General features: G+C 61.9%; 14 protein-coding genes, 1 pseudogene and 1 riboswitch. Of the genes and pseudogenes, 7 read left to right on the top strand and 8 right to left on the bottom strand.

Annotated elements, in window-relative coordinates:
* Nucleotides 1-240: 240 nt before the first annotated feature.
* The 5 genes from ACP3RB_RS05995 to ACP3RB_RS05975 form a co-directional block, all read right to left on the bottom strand.
* A complete protein-coding gene (locus ACP3RB_RS05995) occupies nt 241-2418 on the bottom strand; it encodes a S9 family peptidase (RefSeq protein ID WP_426698799.1) in 2178 nt (725 codons plus the stop codon).
* A 218-nt stretch (nt 2419-2636) separates the two neighbouring features.
* Nucleotides 2637-3839 (bottom strand): ribosome small subunit-dependent GTPase A, encoded by a 1203-nt coding sequence (rsgA, locus tag ACP3RB_RS05990; protein WP_426698798.1) that lies wholly within the window; start codon nt 3837-3839, stop codon nt 2637-2639.
* A gap of 102 nt (nt 3840-3941) precedes the next feature.
* Entirely contained in the window at nt 3942-4787 is an 846-nt protein-coding gene (locus tag ACP3RB_RS05985) for an ABC transporter (RefSeq protein WP_426698797.1), read from the bottom strand.
* A 1-nt stretch (nt 4788) separates the two neighbouring features.
* On the bottom strand, nt 4789-5628 hold the full coding sequence (locus ACP3RB_RS05980) for an ABC transporter permease (RefSeq protein ID WP_426698796.1): 840 nt from the start codon (nt 5626-5628) through the stop codon (nt 4789-4791).
* 29 nt (nt 5629-5657) lie between these two features.
* The gene (locus tag ACP3RB_RS05975; RefSeq protein WP_426698795.1) at nt 5658-6644 is read right to left on the bottom strand and encodes an ABC transporter ATP-binding protein; all 987 of its coding nucleotides are present in this window, start codon (nt 6642-6644) and stop codon (nt 5658-5660) included.
* Nucleotides 6645-6974: 330 nt separating this feature from the next.
* Nucleotides 6975-7087, top strand: a riboswitch (SAM riboswitch).
* Between the two features lie 105 nt (nt 7088-7192).
* Here ACP3RB_RS05975 and ACP3RB_RS05970 point away from each other — a divergent pair.
* From ACP3RB_RS05970 to ACP3RB_RS05960, 3 genes are all read left to right on the top strand, one after another.
* Nucleotides 7193-8539, top strand: coding sequence for a bifunctional o-acetylhomoserine/o-acetylserine sulfhydrylase (locus ACP3RB_RS05970; RefSeq protein WP_426698794.1), 1347 nt, complete (start codon nt 7193-7195; stop codon nt 8537-8539).
* Between the two features lie 205 nt (nt 8540-8744).
* Nucleotides 8745-10088: a homoserine O-acetyltransferase MetX gene (gene metX, locus ACP3RB_RS05965; protein WP_426698793.1), complete on the top strand. Its 1344-nt coding sequence runs from the start codon at nt 8745-8747 to the stop codon at nt 10086-10088.
* 355 nt (nt 10089-10443) lie between these two features.
* Complete coding sequence (locus tag ACP3RB_RS05960; RefSeq protein WP_426698792.1) at nt 10444-10794, top strand: MerR family transcriptional regulator; 351 nt, start codon at nt 10444-10446, stop codon at nt 10792-10794.
* Between the two features lie 168 nt (nt 10795-10962).
* Here the strand turns inward: ACP3RB_RS05960 and ACP3RB_RS05955 are convergent, their stop codons facing one another.
* Both ACP3RB_RS05955 and ACP3RB_RS05950 read right to left on the bottom strand, forming a co-directional pair.
* Nucleotides 10963-11424 (bottom strand): TipAS antibiotic-recognition domain-containing protein, encoded by a 462-nt coding sequence (locus ACP3RB_RS05955; RefSeq protein ID WP_426699569.1) that lies wholly within the window; start codon nt 11422-11424, stop codon nt 10963-10965.
* Nucleotides 11425-11496: 72 nt separating this feature from the next.
* Nucleotides 11497-11766 (bottom strand): annotated as a pseudogene (locus ACP3RB_RS05950) (MerR family transcriptional regulator); the annotation flags it as partial.
* Nucleotides 11767-11872: 106 nt separating this feature from the next.
* On the opposite strand from ACP3RB_RS05950, the gene ACP3RB_RS05945 reads away from it, so the two are divergent.
* Entirely contained in the window at nt 11873-12625 is a 753-nt protein-coding gene (locus ACP3RB_RS05945; protein ID WP_070507766.1) for an alpha/beta hydrolase, read from the top strand.
* Between the two features lie 424 nt (nt 12626-13049).
* On the opposite strand, the gene ACP3RB_RS05940 is transcribed toward ACP3RB_RS05945, so the two are convergent.
* Nucleotides 13050-13265: an RNA-binding S4 domain-containing protein gene (locus tag ACP3RB_RS05940; protein ID WP_070832751.1), complete on the bottom strand. Its 216-nt coding sequence runs from the start codon at nt 13263-13265 to the stop codon at nt 13050-13052.
* Between the two features lie 230 nt (nt 13266-13495).
* On the opposite strand from ACP3RB_RS05940, the gene ACP3RB_RS05935 reads away from it, so the two are divergent.
* The 3 genes from ACP3RB_RS05935 to dusB all read left to right on the top strand — a co-directional run bounded on the left by ACP3RB_RS05935 (nt 13496) and on the right by dusB (nt 17405).
* Nucleotides 13496-14875: a glycine--tRNA ligase gene (locus ACP3RB_RS05935; RefSeq protein ID WP_296702645.1), complete on the top strand. Its 1380-nt coding sequence runs from the start codon at nt 13496-13498 to the stop codon at nt 14873-14875.
* 128 nt (nt 14876-15003) lie between these two features.
* Entirely contained in the window at nt 15004-15981 is a 978-nt protein-coding gene (locus tag ACP3RB_RS05930) for a GNAT family N-acetyltransferase (RefSeq protein ID WP_426698791.1), read from the top strand.
* A 257-nt stretch (nt 15982-16238) separates the two neighbouring features.
* Nucleotides 16239-17405 (top strand): tRNA dihydrouridine synthase DusB, encoded by a 1167-nt coding sequence (gene dusB, locus ACP3RB_RS05925; RefSeq protein WP_049355088.1) that lies wholly within the window; start codon nt 16239-16241, stop codon nt 17403-17405.
* Nucleotides 17406-17491 lie beyond the last annotated feature (86 nt).

Here is a 17491-nt window from a genome sequence, read left to right as displayed (position 1 = left end):
GGTGTCAGCCCGGACGCTCTCCGATGCGGAGCGAGGAGAGGGCGGAGCGTCCGGGTGACGGGTGCCCCTGCGTAGGCGCGGAGGAAATATGCGGCGCCCCGCCCCTCCCATGTGGGGAGGAACGAGGACGTACGCCGTCCCTCGAGCAGAGCAACGTACTTAAACGAAGAACGCTCCGTCCGTATCCCTAAAGATACAGACGGAGCGTTCTATTTAATGTGCGCTTGGCGTGTCTACAGCCTACTCAGTAACGCCGAGGTTGCTCAGCAGGAACGCGTAATCCCACGCAATCTCACGCCAACGCGTATACCGGCCCGATCCGCCACCGTGACCGCCCGACATATCAATCTTCAGCAGCGGCACCGGCGATGACGGGTCAATCTGTTCACGCAGCGCCGCAATCCACTTCGCGGGCTCCACGTAGAGCACGCGGGTGTCGTGCAGGCTCGTCACCGCAGCAATCGCCGGGTAGCGGACCGGGCGGATGTTCTCGTACGGGGTGTACGACTTCATGTAGGCGTACACTTCCGGGTCCTCAATGGGGTTGCCCCACTCTTCCCACTCCATTGCCGACAGCGGCAGCTCCGGGTCGAGGATGGTGGTCAGCGCGTCCACGAACGGTACGGCTGCCAGGCAGGCGGCGTACTTTTCGGGGGCGAGGTTCAGCACGGCACCCATGAGCAGGCCGCCGGCGCTACCGCCGTAGCAGCCGATACGCGCCTCATCAGCCCACGGCTTCGCCGCAATGTAGCTGGTGACGTCCACGAAGTCGGTGAAGGTGTTCTTCTTCGCGAGCTTCTTGCCGTTCTGGTACCAGGAGCGGCCCATCTCGCCGCCGCCGCGAATATGCGCGATGACGTAGATGACGCCGCGGTCCAGAATCGACAGCATCGGGATGGAGAACATCGGGTCCATGGACGACTCGTAGGAGCCGTAACCGTACTGGATGACCGGGTGCGGCTTGCTCATGTCCAGGTCGGCGCGGTGAATCACCGAGATCGGGATGAGCGTGCCGTCCGCCGCCGGCGCCCAGTCGCGGTAGGCGCGGTAGTCCTCGCGGTTGTAGCCGCCGAGTACCGGGGTTTCACGGCGCAGCAGCAGGGTCTGCGACATGGGGAAGTAGTCGTAGACGCGGCGCGGCGTCAGGAACGAGGTGTAGGCGATGCGCAGCACGGGGGAGTAGTTCTCGGCACGCAGAACCGAGGCGGTGTACAGTTCCTCGTCGAAACCGGCAGGTTCCATGAAGGTCACGCCGGCGGGGCGGCGGCGGCGCCACTGGATGGGCAGCTGCTCACGCGGCGCGAGGAAGATGCGGGTGGTGGTGTCCGCGCGGGCGGTGACGACCAGGTGCGTTGCGGTGAAGGTGAAGCCCTCCAGACGCACGTGTTCGCTGTGGCGGATGACCGGCACCCAACGCTGCGCGTACTCGTCGAGGCTTTCGCCTTCGCGCGGCATGTCTGCGAGGACCAGCTCAGAGTTCAGCGCATTGTAGTCGTGCTGAATCAGCAGGTGCTGCTCGCCGGCAATGTTGAGCGGCTCGGCGTAGTATTCGATGCCCGCGCTCTTGGGGATGAGCAGGGTCGGCTCGCCCTTGGGTTCGCGGGTGGGGATGAGGCGCACTTCCGTGTATTCGGAGTTGGAGCTGGTAATGACTACGGAGGAACGGTCGGAGCTCATGGCGGCGCTGAGCCACATGGTGTTGTCCGGTTCCTCGTAGATCAGGTGGTCTTCGGTGTCCTGTCCGACGTCGTGCACGTAGACACGCCAGGGGCGCCACGATTCGTCGGGGACGAGGTAGATGAGCTGCTCGGCGTGGTTGATGAAGAAGGAGCCCGCCGCAATGTTGGGGATGGTGTCTTCGAGGAAGGTGCCGGTTTCCATGTTGAGGAAGCGCTGCTCGTAGCGTTCGTCGCCCTTCTCGTCCACGGAGATGCTCAGCAGCTTGCCGTTACGTGCAGGCTGGAAGCTGCCGAGGGAGAAGAACTCCATGTCCTTGGCGTATTCGTTGCAGTCGAGGATGACGACTTCACCTTCAAGGACCTCGCCGGGGGTGACGGTCGGCGGGGTGTAGCGCACCACCTCGTCGCCTTCGTGCAGGGCGGGGTAGCGGTAGAAGACGGGGTACTGGCCGCCGGGCACCATGCGGCTGTAGTACCACCAGTCACCGATACGGTTCGGGACGGTCAGATCCGACAGCAGGGTGCGGTCCTTGATTTCGTTGAAGATGGATTCGCGGAGGGGCTGCTGGTCTGCGGTGACAGCTTCGGTGTATTCGGCTTCTGCCTTGAGGTAGTTGAGGACCTCTTCGCTTTCCTTGTCGCGGAGCCATTCGTAGGGGTCGATGAAGACGTCGCCGTGGTGTTCGCGGCGGTGCTCGACCTTCTTCGGTACGGGCGGGGTGAGGTTCTGTTCAGCCATGCTGCCACCTCTTTCATTGGGTTATGGGTTTGTGAATGGTGTGTGCCGTCTGTGCCCGCGTTCCTGTGCCGCCGGGGTGGCGGTGAGGATGCGCGGGGGACTGTGGGCACGCCTAGTTCTAGTGTATCGAAGAGTGAGGCAGGCTACTATATTGCTGTCTGTGCGGGATTGCCCGGCTCAGCCTGTGGAAGCCTCGCCGGGACATGTGCGTTCAGCGGCTAGTTGGCGCGCCCCTTAAGAGACATGAGGGTGCGGCGACCCGCCTTATTCGCCTTCGTGAAGGCGCGGTTGCTCTGCCGGTATTCGCGCTCCTGAGACCGCAGGCGCAGGCGCGCGGATTCTGCCATCATCCTGCGGTAGCGTTCGAAGCGTTCGGGGTCGAGGGCGCCGTCAGCGAGAGCCTGCTGCACCGCGCATCCGGGTTCGGAACCGTGGGAGCAGTCGCTGTACCGGCAGGCGGCGGCGTAGCTGGAGACGTCGTCGAAGGTTTCGTCAATCGCGGAGCTATCGCTTGTGGCGGCGAGGGCTCGCACGCCCGGGGTGTCAATCAGCACCGTACCGACTGAGCTCTCAGCACCTGATCCTTCAGTGCCGGGCAGAACAATCATTTGGCGGCTGGTGGTGGTGTGGCGTCCCTTGCCGTCAGCATCACGAACCGAGGAGGTGGCTTGTACCCGGTTCTCTGCGCTGTCTTCGCGGGGGTCAACCCCTGGGTTAAGCAGGGCGTTGACGAGGGTGGATTTACCGGCGCCGCTGCGGCCCAGGAATACGGCAGTACGTCCGGCGACGAGCCCAGCCACCGGGGCGGGGTCGTAGCCGTGATCCGTGCAGACGGTGAGCACCGCATCCATACCGCTACCCAGAGAATCCCGATACCCGGCAAGCTGTTCCGCAGTGACCAGGTCACCCTTAGTAAGAATTAGCGCGACCTGCACCCCGGAAGCGTGCGCGAGGGCGGTGTAGCGTTCGATTCGCCCGATGGACGGCTCAGGGAAGCACGGCTCGACGACGCAGAGCATATCCACGTTGGCCGCGACGGGCTGATCCGCAGATTCCCGGGTGGCGCTGGGACGGGTGAGGTAGCTACGGCGGGGCAGAATCGCGAGGGGTTTATGCTCCGCTGGCTGGGTATCATCGCCGGTTCCCGGGATGGGCTGGGTGAGCACCCAGTCGCCGACAACGGGGTACTCTTCTTCACCGTAGTCGTTCTCGACCGGGCGCAGGGGAGCGGAAAGTTTCACGAGCTCGCCCCGCTCGCAGGTCAGTAGCTCGCAGCGGGTGCGGTGCACGGCGCTCACACGGACGAGGGTGAAATCTTCGAGGACGCCGTTGAGGACGAACGCGGCGCGGATTGCCGCGCCCTGCCAGGAGGGGTCGAAACCGAGGGTCTCTAGCGTGTACGCGGTGGGAGGGGTGGGCACAGGATGTTCTTTCTTGGTCGTGGTGCCCGGTTGAATATGACACCCGGATAATGCGCCAGGTAGCGGGCACTTAAAAGGTTCGTTCTTTTTGGGTTTCACGCCCTATAGCAGTGAGGCGCGGGCACCGGCACGGATGCGGCGGGCAGCAAGATACGTCAGCCCCAACCCGATAGCGGCGTAGAGCATCCCCAGGGCTGTATCTGCAGCCAAGAGCGCGAAGAGATCCGGGGTGGTGCTGCTCGCAGTACCGCCAGAGGTATCTAAAGCCTGCACCAGCCGGGACCCTGGAACCCACGAACACACCCACGCAAGCCACGCGGGGTATGTGCTCACCGGAACGATCACACCCGCGCTGACCGGCAGAATAACCGCCAGAAAATTGGACCCCGTGTACGGGTCTGACAGGTATAGCCCCAGGCCGGCGGCAAAAATGCCCAGGCAGACCCCGCCCAGAACCGCAACCGGCATCAGCGCAAGGGCGCCAAGCAGAAGCCCCGAACCCGCTCCGGTAGAGGGCGCAGTGAGGGACAGTAACCACACGATGCCCACATTGCTCAGACCCGTCACGGACGCCAACAGGGCCGGCACCGCCGCCGCACCCAGCCAGTAGCCCGCATCCACGGGGCGTGCCGTGCACACGTACTCGAAGACACCAATCCAACGGTCAGTGGCGACGCGCGCGACAATACCGGCTGCCACCGAGCTGAGGGTGGCAATCAGGGCGGTTGCACAGCCGATGCGTACCGTATCGTTTGCGGCGAGGTCGGCGCCCAGGAGCACCGTGAAAAGCACGTTGAGGCCCGGCACGAGCACCAGGGTCGTGATAGCCGTTCCGAGGGTCGCGAAGGTAATCGAGGATGACCAGCCAATAGAGGCGGTAGACAGAGCCCGACGTACCACGCCAGGCAGGGTTGTAGAGGAGAGGGTCGCAGAGGAGAGAGCCCGCATGTTACATCGCCCCCAGGGTGCCGTGATGACGGGCGGAGGCGAGAGCCTTCCGAGCAAAAAGGAAGGCACACGCCGCCCAGATGAAGCTCACGAATAGAGTCTGCGCGACGGGCAGGAGCGCATCCGCCGGGGTAGTGATGGCGGTACGCCCAAGAAGCAGGTGCACCGGTGCCTGCAGGGGAATGAGCACACCCGCAGTATTCAGCCAGGCGGGCGCCTCAACGGTCGTGAAGAGAACCCCGGAGAGAATAAACACCGGCACGAGCAGAAGCTCCTCGTAGGCGATAGCGTTCGGCGTCGCCACGAAAAACACCGCAATCATGAACGTGACCGATAGGCACGCAAGCCACAGCAGGGGAACGCCCAGAACGTAGCGGGGCCAGAGTGCCGAAAAGTCAGTGACCTGCGGATTGAGCGTCACAAGAGCCCAGATGAGCCACGACAGGGGCAAAGCCGCCAGACCCACAATGGAGGCGCTCGAAACGATAGCCGCCAGCACCCGCACCGGAGAAATCGACCCCGAACACAGGTACACGAGAGTCCCGCGGAAACGCTCAAAATTAATGATGCCCGCAGACACAATACAGACCGACCACATGCCCACAATACCGGCGCGAGTCCACGCCAGGGTCGGGTCAACGGAGTGGCCCTCGGAGCTTTGCGCCGCCGCGTGCACCGCAAGAGCCTGAAGAATAACCGACCCGAGCACCGTACTGATGAGCAGCTGAATGAAGTAGGGGACCGTCAGAAACTGCCGTAGGCTAAAGCCCATAAGTCGCAGCTGGCGGGCGCACTCCTGCCGCAGGTCGTACCTCCGGCTCTGCTGCCGGGGCTCTTTCACACCTTTACTACCGTGCGCGCTGTGTGCGTTCATCGCTTGAGCCCCTCCGCCATCGCCAGGTATGCCTCTTCCAAGGTTGCCGGGCGCGTGTACGGCTCGGTCCGTGCCCCGATGCGTGCGGCGGCGAGCCCCTCCGCCAGGATGCGGTGCGCCTCTCTCGCCTCGAACGTGGAGCGCTCGCCGTGCCAGTAGAGGGTCAGCTCCCAGCCGGAACCGCGCGGGGCAAAAAGTACCGCCGCCTGATTGCCGAGGAATCCGCGCAGCGTATCAAGACCCTCGGTCGCGTTGGCGCCAACCTGAACCACGGTCGTGGCGGCAATGCCGGCGTGTGCGGCAACATCCTCGAGGGTGCCGCTGACAGCAACGGAACCGGCACCCAAAACGGTGATGGTGTGCGCCAGATCCTCGATTTCGCCGAGTAGGTGGCTCGTCAGCAGAACGGCGGCACCGTCTTCCGCGAGGGAACGGATAAGGGTTCGTACGGTTAGGGCGATATCGGGGTCGAGCCCGTTGGTCGGCTCATCCAGCAGGAGTAGAGCGGGGGATCCGAGCAGGGCACGGGCGATGTGCAGGCGCTGCTTCATGCCGCGGGAAAACTCCTGAACGGGCCGCGTTGCCGCATCGGTGAGTTCCACGCGGGCTAGGGCATGCTCCATCTCGTGCCGTCGAGCCCGCCCGGAAACCCCCGCAACGTCGGCGAAGAACAGCAGATTATCGCGTGCACTGGCGCGCGGGTAGAAGCCGTTATCCCCGCCCAGCGCGAGGCCCACGTGACGGCGAGCCCGCTGCGGGTGAGCGATGGCATCAACGCCGTTCACGGTGAGGCTACCGCCGGTGGGCGTGAGCAGGGTTGAGCACATCTGCACGGTGGTTGTTTTGCCCGCACCGTTGGGGCCGAGGAGGGCGTGAATTTCACCGGAGCTAACGCGAAGCGACACCCGGTCGACTGCGGTAAAAGTATTTTCACCTTTGCCAAAGACACGGCTGAGTTGTGCGGCGTCAAGTACAAGAGACATATAGGTAACCTTCGGGTATGACCCTCTGGCCCCTATACCGGAGGGATACTGTGCAGGGTAAACGGTGTAGTGAACAAACGGTGTAGTGAACTGCGCCCTGCGTGAGTGTATGTGTAGTCCCAGTGTACCGAAAAGCACGATTAAAAGTGATGAGGATTACCGTATGGATGGTTTTGGGTGGGTACCTTCGCACCCCGAGCGTCCCGGCATCGTTACTAACGTTTTGTTACAGACGTTAAAAAACGTCATCTTTGCAATGAAATGTCTTAAAGTGCCGCGCACCCACAAAATCCTTGACCCCGCCCCGCGCCCTATGACACCCTGGATACAGGTCAAGAGCGCCAGCGATAAGCCCCAGCTAGCTGGCCGGCAACCCTCCTCCGCGGTGGGGTGCCCTGGGTGAAGACCGGGCGACACGCAAAAGCGTGACGCAAGCGCGGGACCGATGTGACCGAAAACGGTACATCAATCGTGACAGGATTATTCGACGACGATTCCTGTACCAATCGGCATGCGGCCCCCTAACTATCCCCTTAGGAGAGCCACGCATGAGCAACAACACTACCGTCCCGACTCCCGCCAACCCCGCCGGTTGGAAGTTCGAAACCCGCCAGATTCACGCAGGTCAGGCGCCGGATGCCGCAACGGGAGCTCGGGCACTACCCATCTACCAGACCACTTCCTTCGTCTTTGAAAGCGCCGAGCAGGCAGCGAACCGTTTCGCTCTCGCCGAGCTGGGCCCCATTTACACTCGCCTCAACAACCCCACCCAGGAAGTCATCGAGAACCGCATCGCCTCCCTGGAAGGCGGCGTTGGCGCGCTGCTGCTGGCATCCGGCCAGGCAGCTATCACCTACGCAATCCTGAACATTGCCGGTGCGGGCGACCACATCGTTGCTTCGCCCTCCGTGTACGGCGGTACCTACAACCTGCTCAAGTACACCCTCGCCGACCTGGGCATCGAAACCACCTTCGTTGAGGACCCCGATAACCTGGACGAGTGGCGCGCCGCGGTTCGCCCCAACACCAAGCTGTTCTACGGCGAGTCCGTGCCCAACCCCCGCAACGACGTGCTCGACATTGAGCCCATCGCAGCAATCGCGCACGAAAACGGCGTACCCCTGATCGTGGACAACACCGTACCCACCCCCTACCTGCTGCGCCCCATTGAACACGGCGCGGATGTGGTCGTCCACTCCGCCACCAAGTACCTGGGTGGCCACGGCACCTCCATCGGCGGCGTGATTGTTGACTCCGGTAACTTCGACTACGGTGCAGACCCCGAGAAGTTCCCCAAGTTCAACCAGCCCGCCCCCGGCTACCACGGCCTGGTCTACGCACGCGACCTGGGCAAGGACTCCGCATTCGGCGCGAACCTCTCCTACATCCTGAAGGCGCGCGTCTCCCTGCTGCGTGACACCGGCGCCGCTATCTCCCCGACCAACGCCTTCAACATCGGCATCGGTCTGGAAACCCTCTCCCTGCGCATCGAACGCCACATTGAGAACGCCACCAAGGTTGCCCACTGGCTTGAAGCAAACCTGCAGGTCGAGAAGGTCATCTGGGCTGGCGTGGAGTCCTCCCCCTGGTACGAGCGTGCGCAGAAGTACCTGCCCAAGGGCCCCGGCGCGGTGCTCGGCTTCACCCTCAAGGATGCAACCCTGGAGCAGACCCGCAACTTCGTGGACGCACTGAAGCTGCACTCCAACGTGGCGAACATCGGTGACGTGCGCTCGCTCGTGATTCACCCCGCCTCCACCACCCACGCTCAGCTTTCCACTGAGGAGCTGGAGAAGATTGGCGTGTACCCGAACTTCGTCCGCCTGGCAGTCGGTATCGAGAACATTGACGATATTCTCGCCGACCTGCAGCTGGGCTTCGACACCCTCTCCTAAACGGTGATGCAACCCGCAGGTGGACCGGTAAGCTACGGCTTCTCGGTCCACCTGCGGATTCCCCGTTATGGAGCATTTTGTCACTGCGCGGCGCTGATGCCGCCCAACCCGTTGCTCCTTCTACCTGCAGACGAGTACCCCGCTCACACCTACCCCGCTCACACCCGGCACCACCTCGCCGGCCAACCCAGTGAAGGGAACCCCCATGACCACCCAGAGCACTAGCCAGTCCGGCACTAGCCAGTCTGGTACCGCCCAGCCCGGCACTATCAACCAGCCTGTCACCGCGCCCATCCCCGTGGCGGGCACTCAGCGCGAGCACCCGGAAGCGCAAGGCTACCTGCGTCAGCTGAACATCGGCGACCTGGAGCTCGAATCCGGCGTGACCCTGCCGCAGGTCATCATCGGCTACGAAACCTGGGGCACCCTCAACGAGGCTGGCGATAACGCCATCCTGATCCTGCATGCGCTCACCGGTGACACGCATGTCTCCCGCGGTGTACCCACCCCCGATATGCCCGCCCCGCTGATTCGCGCTATCGAATCGGACGGCTGGTGGGAAGGTATCGTGGGCCCCGGCTCGGTCGTGGACACCAACCGCTACTTCGTGATTGCCCCCAATATTCTGGGGGGCTGCTACGGCTCCACCGGCCCGGCAAGCATCATTCCCGAAGGCTACCCGGGCGCCGGTGAGCACTGGGGCTCCCGTTTCCCTCAGGTGAGCATCCGCGACTCTGTGCGTGCTGAGGCACGCCTGGCACGTGCCCTGGGCGTGACCAGCTTCCGCTACGTGATTGGTGGTTCCCTCGGTGGCGCTCGCGCCCTGGAGTGGGCGGCAACTAACCCCGAGCTGGTGCGCGGATGCGCGGTGATTGCTTCCGGTCCTTCGGCGACGGCGGAGCAGATTTCGTGGGCTCACACCCAGAACATTGCGATTCGTTCGGATGCGAACTTCGCCGGCGGCGACTACTATTCCGGTCCCGCGCCGGTAAACGGTCTTGCCCTGGCACGCCGTATCGCGCACACCACCTACCGCAGCCCTGCCGAGCTGGAGCACCGCTTCGGCCGCGAAGAGAACCGTGGCGAAAGCACCGTGGGCGGCTCGCTGGGTGAGCCGCGTGGCCGCTACGCCATCGAAAGCTACCTGGACCACCACGGCGCCAAGCTGGTTGAGCGCTTTGACCCGAACAGCTACCTTGCCGTGAATGAGGCGCTGATTTCGCACGACGTGGCGCGTGACCGCGGCACCCTGGCGCAGGCGCTGGCGCACACCGATTGTGAGTGGACGATTGCGGCGGTGAACACGGACCGCCTGTTCTTCCCGCATGAGTCGCACCGCCTGGCGGAGGCGCTGCCCACCCCGGTGCCCGTGGATATTATTGAGTCGAACCACGGCCATGATGGCTTCCTCATTGAGGCGAAGCAGGTGGAGAAGATTCTGGCGCGCGCCCTCGGCGTTGAAGATGAATCCGCTGCCCAGAGTGAGGCGCAGCGTGAACGTGAAGCTTTGGAATCGATGACTCGCCTGTACGGCTCTGTTACTCGCTAAGGCAACCGGCGTCCGGGTGCGTTATGCGCATCCCGCTGAATGTTGTTTTATCCAAACAGTGGGTGTGGGATTGTGAGGGAATGGCTGGGTATTCTCAGCTGTCCTTCCGCCCGTTGTGAATTAACGTTCACCTTGACGGTTGGGTTATGGGACGCCGGGTACTCGCATAGTGCGAGTGCCCGGCGTTTCTTTACGCCCGCCTGACGGGTATTGTTCCAAGCCGGGGAATATTTTCCGGGTTTTTAGATGCTTTTGAAACCGCCGCGAGATACCGCGGAAGTACCCTCCTGTTGCGCTGGAAGGTAATGGTTCTCGGTTTGCTTTAGACCCGCTCTAACCCCATAGCATTGAAGTTGTGGTAAGTATTCAAGAGGTAGCGGAGCAGTTGGGGGTGAGCACCCACGCCCTGCGGTATTACGAAAAAGAGGGGCTCATTGCTGTGCCCCGTGATGCTCACGGAACCCGTATTTTTGATGCGGAGTCTATCTCCGCTGCACGGTTTGTTGCTACCTGCCGTCAGGCCGGCATGAGTCTTGCCGACATTCGTACAATCTTGGACAATCCGGATGATCATGGCCTCTCCATCGACGTGATGGAGCGAGCCCGCCGAAAGATTGAGAATGAGATTGCGGGGTTGCAACAGAACCTTGAGCACCTGGATCGCCGTATTCAGGAGCACCGCCGTCACCTCGACGGCACCCGCTAGATAGCCATCTAGTTTTCATGCAGATACAGCATGTAACGCCCGGCATTCCCCTGAGTACGGGGAATGCCGGGCGTCTTTTCGTGCTCAGCTTTCACACTCAGCTACTCACCCCTAGGTACTGGCCTAGGTACTGGGTATTCTCAGCCCAAAGGTTTAACCCCGGGTAGTTTAACCCCAGTTAGCTTCCTGCGGGTCAACACCGTGTGCACGAGCATTCTCGTAGATGACATCTCGCAACCACTCCGCGAGCCCGGTCGCGAGCTTCTCGTAGTACGCTTTGAAGCGGGCATCCTCAACGTAACCGCGGGCTAGAATAGCGTGCTTAGCGGGGGTGACCTCAAAGAAGAACAGGGATGCGCGGTGCCGCTCGGCGAGCGCATTCGCCTCCTCGCTGCCCGGCTGCACGCCGCGGTTGAACGCCTCGACGAGGGCCTGTTCGACCTCGTTAATCTGCTGTTTGCCGTTCTGCCAGTCGGCACGGTCCATTGCGGCAGTACGGCGCTGGTATTCAGCCCAGTCGTCAGTTTTCACGTAACGCTCCTGCGCTTCCTGCTGGTGGGCGAGGCTGAACCCTTCACCCATAATCTCTGCTTTTTCGGCAGCGCTGAGCTGCTCATTTTTAGGTGCCATGGTGTCCTCCAAAAGGTGTTCGATGGTTTCAAGCATGCGCCCATACGCGGCGATTTTGCGTTGAAGCATATCCCGCTGAGCGAGCAGATGCTCGGTGCTGTTCGCCCGATCCTGCAGTATGTTGCCAATAGCGTCAAGGCTCATGCCGATGGCGCGGTACCCCATGATGACGGTGATCCGTTCAAGATCTGTATCGGTGTAGTACCGGTACCCGTTGAACTCATCATGTGCCGGGTTGAGTAAGCCCCGCTGCTCCCAGTGGTGTAGCGTGCGGACTGTGAGCCCGTGCAATGATGCTGCCTCTCCTACGGTGTATTCATGGTGCCCGTCAGGCGGTGTCATGTTCGCGTCCATGGCTTCACTCTAAAGCCTGACGTTAGGTGAGGGTCAAGCTAGCGGCGGAACCTGCGGTGCATGTTCGCGGGGGAGTCCTCGCTAAGATGGGTGCATGAGCGAAAACAAATACGTCGTCGAATACACCCGCCCCGAGAACGAACGCGCAGGCACCCACCTGGTGCTCATGCTGCACGGCTACGGCTCCCAGGAGCATGATTTGCTGTCCCTGGCGGCGCACCTTCCGCAGGAGGGCTTCACCTACGCCTCCATGCGTGCACCGCAGCCGGTCGGCACCCAGTTCTCCGCGGACTCGACCGGCGCCTACATTGCCGCAGACGCTATCGGCTACCAGTGGTACCCGCTGAACCAGCAGCTCGAATCTGACCAGCGCGCCATCGAGCAGGCGAGCGACTACGTGCTGGAATGGGTGCGCGCGAACCGTGAACCCTACGCTTCGGTGACCCTGCTGGGCTTCTCGCAGGGCATGGGCATCGCAACGTCCATGGTGCGTCACGCCCCCGGCGAGTTCGCCGCGGTGGTGGGCCTGTCCGGCTACGCGGTGGACTCTGATTCGCCGTACTTCAAGGACGAGGAACTGAAGAAGACCGAACTGCCGGTGTTCTTCGGCCGCGACCAGGAAGACCCCGTCATCCCGCAGGAGATGGTGAACTACACCTACGACTGGATCCGCAAGTACACCGACGGCATCAAGGTGCTGTACGCCGGTGCGGGTCACGGCGTGAGCGCTATGGAGATTCGCCATGTGGGCGAGTTCCTGGAGGTGAAGGTACAGGGTAAGGAGCCGCGTATTCGTGCGCAGAAGGTTGCGGAGGCGACCGGCACCGCGGAAGGCTCTGACGCCTAAATCGACTATATGGAAAGCCCCCGGGTCGTTAACTCGGGGGCTTTACGTGTAGTTCCGCTTGGAAAAGCTGGGGCGCATGGATTCCGCTTGGAAAGGTGGTTATCGTCCTCGTTCCTACAGGGGCTGGGTGGGTGGGTACGCTATACCCTTCCTCCGCTCCTGCAGGGGCACCCGCCGCACCCGGACGCTCCGCTCTTCCTTGCTTCGCGGCGGAGAGCGCCCGGGGCGGCACCCTGATGTCGCTTCCGGAGGGTATAGCTACCCCGCTCCGGCTAGGCTTGGCGCGTCACGTGGAGGGGCGGTGTCGTCCGTAGTGACATCAGGGTGCCCGAAGCGAAGCGAGGGCGGGTTCCCTGTAGGAACGAGGACGGTCACTGCCCCTCGCTCGTAGCTCTAACCAAGCACTAACCAAGCAGAGAGAGGACTAGCCCTCGTGCGCAACCTTCACGGTCACGCCGTTGAAGGTGACGGTGTCGCCGGGGTGCAGCTGCTTGCCGCGTGCCTCTTCAATGTCGCCGTTGACCTTTACCAGGCCGTGCTGAATGACCTCGCGTGCCTGCGCGCCGTCCTCTACGAGGTTGGCGAGCTTGAGGAACTGGCCGAGGCGGATCATGTCGTCGCGAATAAAAATTTCTTCCATGCTTCCTAGTTTATCCCGCCGGGTACGTCCTGGCTTCCCGAAAATGGGGCGGTGGGTAGCCGGGTGGGCATACCCAGGGGTGGGGTGGTGATGGTACCCTAGTGTCTTGCATCAAAAAGTGTGCATATTGCGCCGATGAGCGCGAATACGGGCGCCCCGTTCTGGGCGGCGTCCCTTATCAACCCGAACTCACGCACGTCACAGCCGGTGGCGGGGCAGAAGGAGTAACTATGGCTGAAAAGTCCACCCTCGATAACGTTATTGCGCTTGCGAAGCGCCGCGGCTTTGTTTTCCAGGCCGGTGAAATTTACGGCGGTTCCCGCTCCGCATGGGACTACGGCCCCCTCGGTGCAGAGCTGAAGGAAAACATCCGTCAGCAGTGGTGGCAGCGTTTCGTCCGCTCCCGTGCGGATATGGTTGGCCTGGATTCTTCCGTTATTCTGCCTCGTGCGGTGTGGGAGGCGTCCGGTCACGTGGCGACCTTCACCGACCCGCTGGTTGAGTGCCTGTCCTGCCACAAGCGTCTGCGTCAGGATCACCTGCTGGAGAACTTTGAGGCGAAGAAGGGCCGCGCGGCTGAGGGCATGGATGAGATTGCTTGCCCGAACTGTGGTACTCGTGGTGAGTGGACTGAGCCGCAGAACTTCTCCGGTCTGATGAAGACTTACCTGGGCCCGGTCGATAATGAGGAGGGTCTGCACTTCCTGCGCCCGGAGACCGCTCAGGGTATTTTCGTGAACTTCAACAATGTGGTCACTGCTTCTCGTAAGCGCCCGCCGTTCGGTATTGGCCAGATTGGTAAGTCGTTCCGTAACGAGATCACTCCCGGTAACTTTATTTTCCGTACTCGTGAGTTCGAGCAGATGGAAATTGAGTACTTCGTGCACCCGGACGACGCTGATAAGTACTTCAACGAGTGGGTTGAGGACTGCTGGAACTGGTTCGTTGACCTGGGTATTAACCCGGATAACATGCGCCGCTTCGACGTTCCTAAGGAGGAGCGTGCACACTACTCGGCTGGCACTATTGACGTTGAGTACCGCTTCGGCTTCCAGGGCTCCGAGTGGGGCGAGCTGATGGGCGTCGCGAATCGTACCGACTACGACCTGGGTGTGCACAACGAGCACTCCAACGCGAAGCTTGAGTACTTCGACCAGGCTACCGGCGAGCGTTACGTGCCGTACGTGATTGAGCCGTCCTTCGGCCTGACCCGCTCCATGATGGCGTTCCTTGTTGACGCATACGTCGAGGATGAGGCACCGAACACTAAGGGTGGCGTGGATAAGCGCGTCGTGCTGAAGCTCGACCCGCGCCTGGCACCGGTGAAGGCTGCTGTTCTGCCGCTGTCGAAGAAGGCTGAACTGTCTGAGCCGGCAACTAAGCTGGCGAATGAGCTGCGTGGCCTGTGGAACGTGGACTACGACGAGGCGGGCGCTATTGGTCGCCGTTACCGCCGCCAGGATGAGATCGGTACCCCGTTCTGCATCACCGTGGACTTTGACACTCTTGAGGATCAGGCTGTGACCATCCGCGAGCGTGACACCATGAACCAGGAGCGTGTGGCTCTGGATCAGGTGAAGTCTTACCTGGCTGCACGCCTGGCAGGCTAAAAATAATTTATAACATGGTCGGCGGGTAGCTTCTTAGAGCGAAAGAGGCTACCCGCCGTCGTGTATTTAGGCTACCCTGGTTAGACTGATTGGCACGATTGACGCGAGCGAAGGAAAGGTGCACGGATATGGCTGAACGCCTCAGCGAAAAATTTGAGATTCGCCCTTGGCAGGAGGGTGATGACCTTGCCCTGCTTGAGATTTGGAACTCTGCCCGCAATGAGGTTGAGGAGCGCCAGCGTGGCCTTTTCGGCCCGGATACGGATGCGCCGTTCAGCCGTACTCTGGTGGTGACTGTTTCTGGTGTGCCGGTGGCTGCGGGTACTGTGGTGGCTTCGCTACTGCATCCGACGCGTCTGTGGTCGTATGTGGAGGTGGCTGCTGATCACCGCCGTCAGGGTATTGGTACCGCCCTGCTGAATGCGTTGCGTGAGGTTGCGGCGAAGCACGGTCAGACGTCTGCTCTGCGTGTGAAGCTTGCCCCGTTTAGCGATGGTGAGGAGTTCGCTCAGGCTGCTGGTTTTAAGCTGATTCAGCGTTCCCGTATGGTGCGTGTGGAGCCGGGCGCGATTCCTCCGGTGCCGCTGCGCCAGGACGCTGACGGCAACGAGACTCAGGCTATTGAGGATTTGGCGACCGGTTCGGTTGAGCTGACCGCCGCGCTGTGGGAGTTCTACCGCCGCGCCCACGAGTGGGATGTTCCCGCCGAGGTGGGTTTGGGCACGGTGAACCGCTACTTCCTTTCGGATGAGGTGCGTGCTTTTGGCGCCGTGGTGTTGCGCGACCATATTCGTGAGGCTGCCGCCGAGGGCAAGAAGGGCCCGATTGTTGCGTTTGCGGTGAGCTACCAGCCCTTCGAGACTGATCCGGAGGCGGCGCTGGTGAATGAGAACACCGCCACCGAACTGCTGCTGGGCTACGACTTTGATAATGAGGGCGCCGTGGAGGCGATTATGCAGGTGTTGTCCCTGCTGAGTGCTAAGTACCCGGTGCTGGTTGAGGTTGACGACGCCATGGAGGCGCTGGTTCAGGTGACCGACGTGCTGCTGCGTGCCGGTACTGCTTCGGTGGAGGGTGACCCGACCTATATTTACGTGACCGAGTAGGTTCGAGAGTAGATTCTCGAGTAGGTTCGTAGGTTGCCAAGTAGATTCTCGGTACTGAACCTGCTGGCTGACTCTTGCTGAAGGGGCGAGGGAGTGGAATGCTTCCTCGCCCCTTGTGCGTGCTTGCGCCTCCTCCTCACGGTTGCTGAGCCTGCGCCGTGCCGCTGTACTGTGCTTGTTGCGCCGTGCTGCTGTGCTCCTGTACCCCCTCAGCTGAGTCCGGTTCTCGATTTGCCCCCGTATGCCACAATATAGGGGTGAATTCTGAAGCACCCCGTCTTACCCTTCCGCCCCTGAAACTGGGCAATCTGACCGTTGATACCCCCGTGGTTCTCGCCCCGATGGCTGGCGTGACCAATAAGGCTTTCCGCCGCCTCTGCAGTGAATATGGCGGCGGCCTGTACGTTACCGAAATGGTGACTGCGCGCGCCCTGGTGGAGCGTAAGCCCGAGTCCATGCGCATTATTGAGCATGACCCGGACGAGAAGATCCGCTCTATCCAGATTTACGGTGTGGACGCGGTCAACGTCGGTAAGGCTGTGCGCATGGTCGTTGAAGAGGACCGTGCCGACCACATTGACTTGAACTTTGGATGCCCGGCTCCTAAGGTGACTCGCCGCGGTGGCGGTGCCGCTCTGCCCTGGAAGACTGACCTGTTCACTGCGATTGTGCAGACCGCGGTGAAGGAGGCGTCCCGCAACGATATTCCGCTGACTATTAAGATGCGTAAGGGCATCGACGATGACCACATTACGTTCTTGGAGTCCGCCAAGATTGCGCGTGATGCCGGTGTTGCGGCGATTGCCTTGCACGGTCGTACTGCGGCTCAGCATTATTCGGGTAAGGCTGACTGGGATTCTATTGCGCAGCTGCGTGAGTTGATTCCGGATGTGCCGATCCTGGGTAATGGCGATATTTTCTCTGCCGAGGATGCGGTGCGCATGGTTGAGCAGACCGGCGTGGACGGCGTGGTGATTGGTCGCGGTTGCCAGGGTCGCCCGTGGCTGTTTGGTGACCTGCAGAATGCGTTTGAGGGTTCGTCGGAGCGTATCCGCCCGACCCTGACTGAGGTGTCGGATATGATTTACCGCCACGCAGAACTGCTGGTGGAGACTTTCGGCGATGAAACCCGCGGCCTGCGTGAGATTCGCAAGCACGTGGCGTGGTACTTCAAGGGTTACCCGGTCGGTGGCGAGCTGCGCGCGAAGATGGCTCAGGTGCCTGACCTGGCGACGTTCCGTGAGTTGATTGCTCAGCTGGACCACTCGATTGGTTACCCGGGTGCCGCTGTGGAGGGTTCGCGCGGTCGCGCCGGCAGCCCCAAGCAGCCGCACCTGCCCGATGGCTGGCTGGATTCGCGCATCCTGGGGGACGCTGAGCGTCTGGGCCTGGCGGAGGCTGAGCTGGATATTTCCGGCGGCTAAACACCTGTACTTGTGTGCCGCGGCGTGCTGTTTGCGCGTCGCGGCGCATCCTTTTTGTGAGCCTGTTCGCGCGCTATTTCCCGCGC

The organism is Rothia mucilaginosa, assembly GCF_049990865.1.
GTDB classification, from domain to species: domain Bacteria; phylum Actinomycetota; class Actinomycetes; order Actinomycetales; family Micrococcaceae; genus Rothia; species Rothia mucilaginosa_I.
This window is presented reverse-complemented; position numbering and strand designations above follow the sequence as displayed.